Here is a 10,251-nt window from a genome sequence, read left to right on the forward strand (position 1 = left end):
GAGGCCGTCAGGCCGCGGCGTCGCGGTCCCGGCGTGCCCGCGCGGCCGCGACCACCGTCGGCGCGAGCGCTGCCGCGATGCGGGCGTAGCCGGCCGAGCTCGGGTGGAAGCGGTCGCCGGAGAACATCGCCGGGTCGGCGGTGAAGGCCTGGCCGACCTCGGCGGCGATGTGTGCGACCGATCCGCCCGCGGCCTCGGCCACCGCCGCCTGCTGCCGCTGGAGCTGGGCGCACGCCGCCTGGACGAGGGGACGGAACGCCGGGGGGACGAAGGGCACCGAGGACATGTCCGGGGCTGGGACGACGACCACGTCGGTGCCCGCACGCCGCAGCGCGGCGACCGCCGCGGCGAGGGCGGCCGAGGCCTGCTCGGGCGGCACGAAGCGGGCCAGGTCGTTGGCGCCGATGACCACGACGGCGAGGTCGCCGTCCAGTGGCTGCGCGCGGCGCACCTGGGCGGCCAGGTCGGAGGACTGGGCACCCGGCACGGCCAGGACGTGCAGGTCGACGTCGAACCCCTCGGCGGTGAGTGCGGTCGTCAGCCGCCGGCCCAGGGTGTCGTCGGCGCGCCGCGCGCCGGTGCCGTAGGCGATCGAGTCACCCAGGAGGAGCAGCCGGAGAGGTGTGCGTTCCACGGCCGTTCCAACGACGACGGGCCCGCAGGTATGCCGGAAGGCCCCCCTGCCGGGCCGGTCGCGAGCGTGCGAGCGGCGGGGGGCAGGGGGGTCCTTTCTCAGGCCTTCGGGCCGCCGGCGGCGTAGACGACCTGGCCGGACACGAAGCCGGCGCCCTCGCTGACGAAGAACGACACCAGGTTCGCGATGTCCTCCGGCTGGCCGACGCGTGCCACCGGGATCTGCGAGGCGGCACCCTTGATGAAGTCGTCGAACGGGATGCCCATGCGCTCGGCGGTCGCCTTCGTCATCTCGGTCTGGATGAAGCCGGGGGCGATGGCGTTGGCGGTGACGCCGAACTTGCCGAGCTCGATGGCGAGGGTCTTGGTGAAGCCCTGCAGGCCGGCCTTGGCGGTCGAGTAGTTGGCCTGGCCGCGGTTGCCCAGGGCGGAGACGCTGGACAGGTTGACGATCCGGCCCCACTTGGCCTCGATCATGTACTTCTGTGCCGCCCGGGCCATGAGGAACGCCCCGCGCAGGTGCACGTTCATGACGACGTCCCAGTCCTGGTCGGTCATCTTGAACAGCATGTTGTCGCGCGTGACGCCGGCATTGTTGATCAGCACGGTCGGCCCACCGAGCTCGGCCGCGACGCGGTCGACGGCGGCCTGGACCTGCTCGGCATCGCTGACGTCGGCGCCGACCGCGAGGGCCCGGCCACCGACGGCCTCGATCGCCTCGACGGTGCCCTTGGCGGCGGCCTCCTCCAGGTCGAGGACTGCGACGGCGAACCCGTCCCTGGCCAGCTGCAGGGCGGTGGCGGCACCGATGCCGCGTGCCGCTCCCGTGACGATGGCCACGCGCGCTGCCGCCGTGGTGCCTGCCTCGCTCATCGATGTTCCTCTCGTGTGATGTGCCGGCTGCCGCGCAGCGGCGCGTGCCGGCGGGCCAGAGCCTCGCTCGATACGGTACGTCCGAGCCCGGAGGGCGCCGTCACATGGTCCGGGACGCCGCCCGGACAGCGGCGGTCAGGGCCAGATGGAGGCGACGATGATCGCCGCGACCGCGAGCTGCACCGCGGCGCTGACCAGGCTGGCGGGGTGGAAGGTGGGCTCCATCAGGTGATGCCCCAGCCGCCCGGGGATGAGCACGTCGAGAGCCACGAACGCCACGGCCTGGAGCACGACCCCGAGGACGCCGAAGACGACGGTGTAGAGCAGTGCCTGCCCGAACCCGCTGGTGGCGTTCGTCCAGATGCTGGCGAAGATGATCGCCCCCTGGCCGAGGAAGCCCCCCGTGAGGGTGACGGCGGCGTTCAGCGAGCGGTTCTCGGAGATGTGCCTGCCCAGATTGCCCGGAGTGAGCAGATCGAGCACGTAGAAGCCGAGGACCAGCAGCGCGATGCCGACCCCGGTGTAGGCGGCGGCGAAGCCGATGCTCTGCAGCACGGGAAAGGACCTCCGGGGGACGGCGCGGTAAAAGGCCTGCCAGGTCTACCGCACGCGGCCCCGGTGTGCACGGACCGGGCCACCGGGAGGCATGTCGGGAACGGCCCCTCTGCAGGGACCCGCCGCGAGCTTGCGAGTGGTGGGGGGCAGGGCGGTCCTTTGTCAGGCGGACTGCCGCAGGGGCGTGACCGGGGCGTCGTCCTCCTGCGCCGGTCGGGGAGCCGGGTGCTCGACCAGGGCGAGGACGCGCCCGGCCATGAAGCGCGCCGTCCGCACCGGGGTGCCGCCCCGGGTCGTCTCGGTCACCTCCACCACGCCGCGCCCGTGGCTCACCTCGACCCGCCGTCCGGCCCTCGTCGCGGTGATGTCGTACGTACGGGTGCCGTCACCCGCGTCGATCACGATCTCGATCCGATCGCCCTTCATGTCCTGCCTCCTCCCCGCGGCGCGCAGTGCGCGGCGCTTCGTCAGGAGAACGTCCCAGGAGGGGCTGACATTCCCCGGAAAGGCCCGCTGAGCTGCGGCGATGCCTCTCGGGAGCGGGCGGTCAGCCGCCGTCGGGCGGGGCGTTCCCGGCGACCGGCCGCCGGGGGTGGTGCAGCCGGCGGACCGAGGCCAGCGTGGCCCGCCGCGCGTGCATCCGGCGCTTGGCGCGCATCGTCCGCGGCGCCCTGGGTTCCTCCCGCAACAGCGCGTCGAGCCAGTGTCCCCGGGGGTCGACATCGACCAGGAGCGCCTTGACCAGCAGCGTGAGCGGGATGGCCAGCAGGGCACCGAGGGCGCCGAGCACCCATCCCCAGAAGAGCAGGGCGATGAAGGTGACCGTCATCGACAGACCGACCGAGTCACCGACGAAGCGGGGCTGGATCAGCGTCTGGACGACGAAGTTGAGCAGCGAGTAGACGACGATGATCGCGACCAGTTCGCCCCAGCCCCCGGCGAGGAGCCCGAGCAGCGCGGGGGGCACCACACCCAGCACGAAGCCGATGTTCGGCACGTAGTTGGTGACGAACGCAAGCAGACCCCACAGCGCCGCCGCGGGAACGCCGATGATCGACAGCGCGATCCAGTCACCGACGGCCACGATGGCCCCGAACACCGTGCTGACCAGCAGGTAGCTGCGCGTGCCCTGGGCGAAGAGGGTCATCGCCACCGGCAGGTGCGGGCGGTCCGCGCCGACCAGGGCCATCCGGCGGGCGAAGCCGCTGGACTCGATGGACATGAACACCAGGGCCGACAGCAGCAGCACCAGGGTGCTGGCGGCGCTGGTCAGCCGGCCGAGCACGCCCGTCGCGACGCCGACGAACTGCGCGTAGTCGATCTGGCGCACGAGGTCGGAGAGCTGGCCCGACACGATGCCGGCGTCGTTGAGGTCGGCGACGACCTGGCCGATGAGGATCTCCGCCCGCCCGGCGTAGTCAGGAAGCAGGGCGGCGAACTGGGCGGCGGAGACCACGAGCAGCGCGACGAAGGCCAGCAGCACCGCCCACACCAGCAGCAGGAGGACGGTCGTGGCCAGCCACCGGGGGACGCCCATGCGTCGCAGCCAGCTCTGGACGGGGGCCAGCGCGACGACGACCACGAGCGCCAGCAGCACGGGCCCCACGAGCCATGAGACGGCGCGGACACCGGCGACCGCGATCGTCGCAGCAGCGATCCCGCCGAGCACGATCAGCCAGCGCGGGATCCCGGCGGAGGCCTGCGGGTCCGCGCCGGTCGAGACGGCCGTGGTCGAGCCGGTGTCGGCGGCGGGCTCGACGGCCGGCTCGCGGACGGACGTCACCTCGGGGTCGGCCCGCGGGATGCGCCGCGGACCCTTCGTCCCGGCTCCGGTCGACTCCGGCCCTACCGCCATGCCCACCTCCTCGCCGCCGTTGCGCCCCGTACCCGTCCCGCATCCCCGCATGCGCGGGCGGGAACGGCTACCGCGCGCCGTCCAGGAGCTCGACCATCGCCGGTAGCTCGAAGAAGACGGCGGTCGCCCGGGCGCTCGGGCCGCCGGCATCCGGGTCCGCCCCTGCGTCCAACAGCATGCTCGTCGTCTCGGCCGACTGCCGGAAGACCGCCGCTGCCAGTGCGGTCTGTCCCCTGTCGTTGACGCGGGAGTGGTCGGCGCCGCGGGCGAGCAGCGCGGCGACCGTCCGGGGGTGGCCGTGGTAGGCGGCCAGGATGAGGAGTGTGTCGCCCTTGTCGTTGGTGAGGTTGGCCGGGACGCCGGCGTCGACGTAGGCAGCCAATTCGTCCGCGTGCCCGCCGCGGGCCAGGTCGAACATCCGCCCCGCCAGCTCGACGACCCCCGGGTCGATCGGCTGCCCCGCTCCCGCGTCCGTCACGGGGCCAGCCTAGGAGGACCGGCCGGAATCAGCGGGACGCCACCCGGTCGGTGAGCGCGAGGACGTGTCCCCAGGCGTCCTGGCAGGCCTCGGCCCACTCGTCGTGGGCGCGGTCGAAGAACGAGTGCGGGGCCCCCTCGTAGACGGCGGCGTCGACCTCGGCGCCACCCGACCGCATCGTGTCGGCCAGCGCGAGCTGCTCGGCCACGGGCGTGGCCGCGTCGGCGCCGGCGATGACCATCACCGTGGGCCGGTGGGCCCGTGCCGCGGCGGGGCCGACCATCGAGGGCTTGCCGTAGAAGCCGGCGCACCCGGCCAGGTCCAGGTCTCCCCCGGCCTGCCGCCAGGAGTGGCTGCCGCCGAAGCAGAAACCCACGGTGACCACCGGCAGGTCGGCGGAGGTGCGCTCGCGCAGGTAGGCGATGGCTGCGTCGATGTCGGCGTCGATGGCCTCCGGGGTGGTCTGCGGGATGTGTGCCTGCCACTCGAACCCGGCCTCCCGCGTGCCCGAGCCACCGCAGACCCCGGCGGTGCGGCCGAACCAGTCGATCGCCACCGCCGCCGCGCCGGTCTCGGCGAACCGCTCCGCGAGGGCGACGTAGTACGGGTGCAGCCCGCGGACGTCCGGAAGGACGACGACCCCCACGCGGGCCTCCTCCCCCGGCGCTGCGTAGGCGGCGGAGAACTCCGTCCCGTCGGACGAGGACAGGGTCACCATGCCGCGTTCGCGGACGCTCCCGGTCCTCGGCGGCGCGGGCGGGCGACTGTCGTGGTCGTGGCACATGGGCGGCGGCGCCTCAGCTGTCGGCCGCGGCGTCCGCCGGGCCGGGGGAACCGCCGAAGACGCCCGCCGCGACCTCGCGCCGGACGTCGGCGAGCCAGTCGTGCTGCTTGTCGGCCTGCGCGATCATCCGCTCCAGGGCGGCCTCGTCGAGCCGGGACTCGACGGCGGCGACCTCGCGGAGCGTCTCGAAGCCGGCGCGCTTGGCCAGGACGGCCGTCGCGATGAACTCGAACTCGACGAGGTCGCTGAGCGGCGAGCGCGACAGCACGTGCCCGTTCAGCTTGGCCCGGGACAGCTTCTCCCCGATCCACGATGCGATCTGCTTGTACTGGCGGACCGGGATGTCCAGGGCCGCCATGGACGATCGGAGGACGCTGCGCTCCTCCCGGAGCTCGTTCAGCAACTGCTCCAGACGTGGCTCGTAGGCGCTGCCGCGGTGCCGGCCGAGCATCCGGCTGACCAGCTCGATCCCTCCCGTGGCGGCGGCCAGGTGGTCGTTGCAGTAGATGCCCAGGAGCTCGGGGTTGCGCAGGGCACCGGCTGCGGACGACTCGGACACGGGGCCTCCAGGGGACGACGACAGGCGACGCCCTCATTCTCCCCGGTCCGGGCCGTCGGCGCTCAGCCGCCGAAGGCCTCCTCGAAGGCGCGCTCGAGCTGACCGTCCGCCGGTCCGCTGAAGCCGCAGCCGTTGACGGTGCCGTCGGTCGCGGTCACGAGGTACCGCTCGCCGTCCCGGAAGTCCACGCCGTCCAGTGCGGCGGAGCTGTTCACCGGGACGGCGATGGTGACGGCGTCGGCGGACCCGCCCCGGTACCACCGGTCGACGTCGAGGGTGACCCGGTCCGCCCCGACCGCCGTCACCGTGCCCGCCAGGGCCACCGGCATCCCGGCGAGGAACTGCACGTCGAACTGCACGCAGGACGCCGCGACGTCGGCGGGGGGCAGCGACAGCGACAGGGTGGCCGGTGCGCCGTCCCCTCCGGCGTCGCCGCCGTCGCCCCCGCCGAGCACGAGGAGGCCCACCACCGCCGCGGCGGCTCCGCCGGCCGCGGCGAGCAGGACGGGACGGCGGTCGGGCGCTGTCTCGGGGGTCTGCACGGGGCTGCTCATGGCGCGTGCCACCAGTTCCCGGGCCCGCGGGCCCGTCCGGGGTCGATGGGATCCCCGGCGGCCGCCGGGTCGATCAGGGACAGCCGGGTGCGCAGCCCGCGGGGCGGGAGCTGCTCCCAGGCCCGGAGGCACAGCAGCTCGCGGTCGGCCTGCGGCAGCGCGTCCAGCGCCTCGGTGAGGACGCCGTCCGCCGGATCCCCGCCGTCCGGCCGCTGCCTCGCGAGGCGGTGTGCGACCCGCTCCTGGCGGACGGTGCCCCGCCGGCTGTTGGCCAGGCAGCCGCGCGCCACCCCGTAGGCGTAGGGCCGGGGCAGCTCCGGAGGCACGTCCTCCAGCCGACGCCAGAGGACGAGCAGGACGTCGCCGAGGACGTCGTCGGTGGTCGCCGGGTCGGTGCGCCGGCGCAGGTACCGCAGCAGCGGCTCGTAGACGGCCGCGGCCAGGTCCTCGAACCGCCGTCCCCGGGCGGGGTCGCGCTGCGCAGCCGTCACGGAGGAAGTGTGTCCGGACCGGCCCTGCTTCTCTCCGAGCGGCGGCGGTTCAGCCCGAGGGAGTCGCGGCGCTCGGCGAGGTCGCGGAGTCCGTACCGGCCGTGCTCTCCGTCGTCGACCCGCCCGCGGGGGCGGACCCGGTCGCCGGCGACGAGCTGCCGGTGGGCGCGGCCGATCCCGCCGTCCCCTCGGCCGGCTCCGCTCCGCCGTCCCCGCCGCCGTCCCGGCCGCCGTCCGTGGTCGTCGCCGGTTCGCTCTCGGACGGAGCCGGCTCCGTCTCCTCCGCCTCGGCCGGGGGCTCGGACACCTGCGCGTGCTGCCGCACCACGTCGAGGATGCGGGACTCGTACTCGGTCAGCCGGTCCCGGAGCTCGGCCAGGGGGACGTCCTCGATCTGCTCGCCGAACTGCCGCAGCTCCTCCCAGATGGCGGCCAGCTCCGCCATCCCGGCCTCGCCGAGCGGACCTGGCAGGGTCACGACCAGCTGGGTCGCCAGCGCGTAGGTCACGCACTCGAGGCAGGCGTAGTTCACGGCCCCGGCCAGGTTCTGCGGCACCACGACATCGGCCTCGCCGACGAGGAGCACGACCTGGAACGCCACCGCCACGGTGCGGCAGTCGCGGCAGCTGGCGAACGCATAGGCCTCGTTGGTGTTGGTGACCGTGTCCTCGTTCGCCCACACCAGGGCGAACGCGACGTCGTAGCGGACCGAGCCGTCCTCGGTGTTGACCGCGAGCGCCTGGTTGTCCCCCTCGCCGGGCGGCAACGGCCGGTCGAACGGGAACACCCAGGTCGGCGCCGCCCCGCCCTCGCCGGTAGCGCTCGTCTCCCCCTCCCCGACCCCGTGCGACGCCGGCACCAGCACCATCGCGAGGGCCGGGGCGTCGGCGGTGGGCAGGGGCCCCGCGTCCTCGGGCCAGATGGTTGCGGCGCTGCCGCGGGAACCCTCCTCGAGGGCGCTGCTGCTCGACGCAGTCACGACGTCCAGCACCGTGCCGCCCTCCCAGGCGCGCACCGGGCGGTACCGGCCGTCGGACGGCCACCAGGACCAGGCCAGGCCCGCGACCAGCGCGGCGGCGAGGAGGGCGGCCAGCGCCCGCCGTACAGGACGGCCGTCGGTGCGCCGCCAGACGCCGGCGGCGGTCTTCCGGACCAGCCGCAGCAGGACGTAGCCGATGCCCAGCAGGGGGATCACGACGGCGACGATGCCGAGCACCCTGGCCAGGACCGCGAGCACGTCGCCGTCGCCGAACGCCTCGCCCATCCGGGTGGCCTGCTCCTGCACCGACGTCCAGGCGGTGGCCAGCAGCCGGGGCAGGGCGAGCGCCATCAGCAGCAACGACACCCCCATGAGCGGCACCACGACGACGATCCAGGCGACGATCACGACCCGTGCCCACGTCGTGAGCGCGGTTGCCTCGGGCTGTCCGCGACCGGGCAGCAGGCCCTTCATGACCGGCCCGATCCGCTGGTACAGGTCGGGGACGCCGGTGAGATCGGCGAGCACGTGGTAGCCGTCGAAGCGCAGCAGGGGCAGCAGCTGCCGGATCATCTGCAGCACCTGGGTGGCGACGATCAGGAGGACGGCGTGCCAGCCGGTCGCCCACCAGACGGCGAAGCTGGCCAGCACCACGAGGGCGTTGAAGTAGAGCCCGCCGAGGTCGGTCCGCACCCGCCCCGCCCGGCCGAGGCGGTAGCTGTCGGTCACGTCGGTGTAGAAGGCCGGCCAGAACAGGTAGATGCCGAAGCCCATGGCGCCCGGGGTGGACCCGCCGTAGCGGGCGGCGGCGGCGTGCCCGAACTCGTGGAATCCGGCCGACAGGACCGTCACCGCCACGACGGTGAGGAACAGCGCCGGGTTGGCGAAGGCCTGGGCCGTCGCCGCGGCGAGCCCCTGGTCGAAGAGCACCCAGGCCGAGACCGCGCCGAAGGCGAGCACGACCGGGACGACCAGGAGCGGGGTGAAGAGCGCGGCGAACGGTGCGGTGACCCGCCGGGTGACGGTCGGGTCGGTGACGACGCGGCGGAACCTCAGTGCCAGGAGCGGGTCGGAGCGGCGGAGCTCGGGCTCGTTGCCGTCGGCCGTCCGCAGCAGGCCGAGCGGCCGCAGGGTCGCGGCCACGAGCTGCTGGACGTTCGCGGCGGTGACCAGGCGTCCCGAGCTGCGGCCGACCTCCTCGGCCACCTCGTCGACGCTTCGACGCCCGTCGACGGCGGCCAGCAGCTGGTACAGCAGCGGTGTCAGCTGGAGGACCTGCCCGTCGCCGCGACGGGCCAGCGCCGGAGGCGTGCGGTAACCCGAACCGGGCACCTCGCCGAGGAGCTCGACGCCCGAGGCCCGCTCGAGGACCTCGGCGCCGGTGCCCGGCCCGCCGTCCCCACCGGGTCCGACGGGGACTGCGATGGGCCGGGTGTCGCTCATCCGGTCACTGGCTGATGTCGGACTGCTGGTCCGTCGCCGCATTCGCGTCCGCGTCGATGTTCTGCGTGATCAGCGCGTCCTGCTGGGCCACCGCGGTCGCGGAGGAATCGATCGAGCCGACGTTGGCCGCCACGGCGGCGTCGATGGGCGCCGCGACGTTGGCGTTGGCCGCGACCGCTCCGCCGATGGGCGCCGCGAGGTCGAGGTCGGCGGCGAGGTCGACGTTCACGTCGAGGAGGTCGCCCGACAGCGGGTCGCCCACGGTCTCGGTGACGCCGTCGGTCGGCGCGGGAGCCGGTGCGGGCTCGCCGACGGTGTCGTCCCCCTGGTCGATGGTGCTGTCCTGCAGGGCCTCGGCGTTGGCCTCGCCGGTGATGCCCTGGTCGATGAGCACGCCCTGGTCCGCGAGCGCCTGCGCCGTCGACCCGCTGGAGAGCACGTTGGCGCCGACGGCCGCGTCGATCGGCGCGGCCACGTTGGCGTTGGCCGCGACGGCGAGGTCGATCGGGGCCGCGGCGTCGAGGGCGAGGTCGACGTCGGCGTTGAGGTCGAGCAGCGAGATGACCTCCTTGTCCGGGAGCGCGGCGCCGGTCTCGGCGGCCAGTTCCTCGGGCGAGAGCGGTCGCGGTGCCACGTTGTCGGTCGGGTACTGGCTCACAAGGCCTCCTCGGTGGGGTTCCGGACGCCGGTGCCCGGCCCCGGTCCCGCGCACACGCGCCGACGGCGGGACCACTCGAACGGGCGACCCTCAGGCGCGGATCAGGAGCGCGACGCCGACGCAGCCGGCCGCCCAGAGGCCGCTGGCCAGGGTGCCCACGATGAACCGCTCGGCGGCGGCCGGGGCTCGCAGCTCGGCGAAGCGGCCGAGGCCCTTGACCGCGGTGACGGCGACCAGCGCCTCGGCCGAGCCCGTGAGCAGGGCGCCGGCGATCGCCGCCCGCTCGAGGACGCCGATCCAGGCGCCCCCGCGCAGGATGGTCGGGTCCTGCGGCCCGCCGGCCACGCCGACCTGGGCCGGATCGGCCGCCCGCAGGACGGCCGTGGCGA

Annotated in this window: 12 protein-coding genes and 1 pseudogene; all 13 read right to left on the bottom strand. The window is 74.4% G+C overall.

The genetic code is table 11. The annotated features are described in order from the left end of the window. Positions 1 to 7: 7 nt before the first annotated feature. Positions 8 to 634 (bottom strand): SGNH/GDSL hydrolase family protein, encoded by a 627-nt coding sequence (locus tag E4P40_RS11480; RefSeq protein WP_135158765.1) that lies wholly within the window; start codon positions 632 to 634, stop codon positions 8 to 10. A gap of 98 nt (positions 635 to 732) precedes the next feature. Then, on the bottom strand, positions 733 to 1,506 hold the full coding sequence (gene fabG / locus E4P40_RS11485) for a 3-oxoacyl-ACP reductase FabG (protein WP_135158766.1): 774 nt from the start codon (positions 1,504 to 1,506) through the stop codon (positions 733 to 735). A 135-nt stretch (positions 1,507 to 1,641) separates the two neighbouring features. Further along, the gene (locus tag E4P40_RS11490) at positions 1,642 to 2,061 is read right to left on the bottom strand and encodes a DUF350 domain-containing protein (protein WP_135158767.1); all 420 of its coding nucleotides are present in this window, start codon (positions 2,059 to 2,061) and stop codon (positions 1,642 to 1,644) included. A 162-nt stretch (positions 2,062 to 2,223) separates the two neighbouring features. Then, complete coding sequence (locus E4P40_RS11495; RefSeq protein WP_135158768.1) at positions 2,224 to 2,487, bottom strand: hypothetical protein; 264 nt, start codon at positions 2,485 to 2,487, stop codon at positions 2,224 to 2,226. A 121-nt stretch (positions 2,488 to 2,608) separates the two neighbouring features. Further along, positions 2,609 to 3,916 (bottom strand): AI-2E family transporter, encoded by a 1,308-nt coding sequence (locus E4P40_RS11500; protein WP_135158769.1) that lies wholly within the window; start codon positions 3,914 to 3,916, stop codon positions 2,609 to 2,611. Between the two features lie 67 nt (positions 3,917 to 3,983). Continuing rightward, positions 3,984 to 4,394 carry an ankyrin repeat domain-containing protein gene (locus tag E4P40_RS11505; protein ID WP_245160275.1) on the bottom strand — a complete coding sequence of 137 codons (411 nt, stop codon included), beginning with the start codon at positions 4,392 to 4,394 and terminating at the stop codon, positions 3,984 to 3,986. A gap of 28 nt (positions 4,395 to 4,422) precedes the next feature. Then, positions 4,423 to 5,112: a dienelactone hydrolase family protein gene (locus E4P40_RS11510; protein ID WP_245160276.1), complete on the bottom strand. Its 690-nt coding sequence runs from the start codon at positions 5,110 to 5,112 to the stop codon at positions 4,423 to 4,425. 79 nt (positions 5,113 to 5,191) lie between these two features. Then, complete coding sequence (locus E4P40_RS11515; RefSeq protein ID WP_135158771.1) at positions 5,192 to 5,737, bottom strand: hypothetical protein; 546 nt, start codon at positions 5,735 to 5,737, stop codon at positions 5,192 to 5,194. A 62-nt stretch (positions 5,738 to 5,799) separates the two neighbouring features. Beyond that, complete coding sequence (locus E4P40_RS11520) at positions 5,800 to 6,291, bottom strand: hypothetical protein (RefSeq protein ID WP_135158772.1); 492 nt, start codon at positions 6,289 to 6,291, stop codon at positions 5,800 to 5,802. Then, a complete protein-coding gene (locus tag E4P40_RS11525; RefSeq protein WP_135158773.1) occupies positions 6,288 to 6,782 on the bottom strand; it encodes a sigma-70 family RNA polymerase sigma factor in 495 nt (164 codons plus the stop codon). The genes E4P40_RS11520 and E4P40_RS11525 overlap by 4 nt, the downstream gene beginning before the upstream one ends. A 49-nt stretch (positions 6,783 to 6,831) precedes the next feature. Continuing rightward, positions 6,832 to 9,204: a hypothetical protein gene (locus tag E4P40_RS11530; protein WP_135158774.1), complete on the bottom strand. Its 2,373-nt coding sequence runs from the start codon at positions 9,202 to 9,204 to the stop codon at positions 6,832 to 6,834. A gap of 4 nt (positions 9,205 to 9,208) precedes the next feature. Continuing rightward, on the bottom strand, positions 9,209 to 9,862 hold the full coding sequence (locus E4P40_RS11535; RefSeq protein WP_209305274.1) for a hypothetical protein: 654 nt from the start codon (positions 9,860 to 9,862) through the stop codon (positions 9,209 to 9,211). A gap of 90 nt (positions 9,863 to 9,952) precedes the next feature. Continuing rightward, positions 9,953 to 10,251: pseudogene (locus E4P40_RS11540) on the bottom strand (hypothetical protein); the annotation flags it as partial.

It is taken from the genome of Blastococcus sp. CT_GayMR20, assembly GCF_004570345.1.

What these genes read in the sequence shown, in the direction of transcription:
- fabG (WP_135158766.1), bottom strand. Translation starts at nt 1,506, where the DNA reads ATGAGCGAGGCAGGCACCACGGCGGCAGCGCGCGTGGCCATCGTCACG.
- E4P40_RS11495 (WP_135158768.1), bottom strand. Translation starts at nt 2,487, where the DNA reads ATGAAGGGCGATCGGATCGAGATCGTGATCGACGCGGGTGACGGCACC.
- E4P40_RS11500 (WP_135158769.1), bottom strand. Translation starts at nt 3,916, where the DNA reads ATGGCGGTAGGGCCGGAGTCGACCGGAGCCGGGACGAAGGGTCCGCGG.
- E4P40_RS11510 (WP_245160276.1), bottom strand. Translation starts at nt 5,112, where the DNA reads ATGGTGACCCTGTCCTCGTCCGACGGGACGGAGTTCTCCGCCGCCTAC.
- E4P40_RS11520 (WP_135158772.1), bottom strand. Translation starts at nt 6,291, where the DNA reads ATGAGCAGCCCCGTGCAGACCCCCGAGACAGCGCCCGACCGCCGTCCC.
- E4P40_RS11530 (WP_135158774.1), bottom strand. Translation starts at nt 9,204, where the DNA reads ATGAGCGACACCCGGCCCATCGCAGTCCCCGTCGGACCCGGTGGGGAC.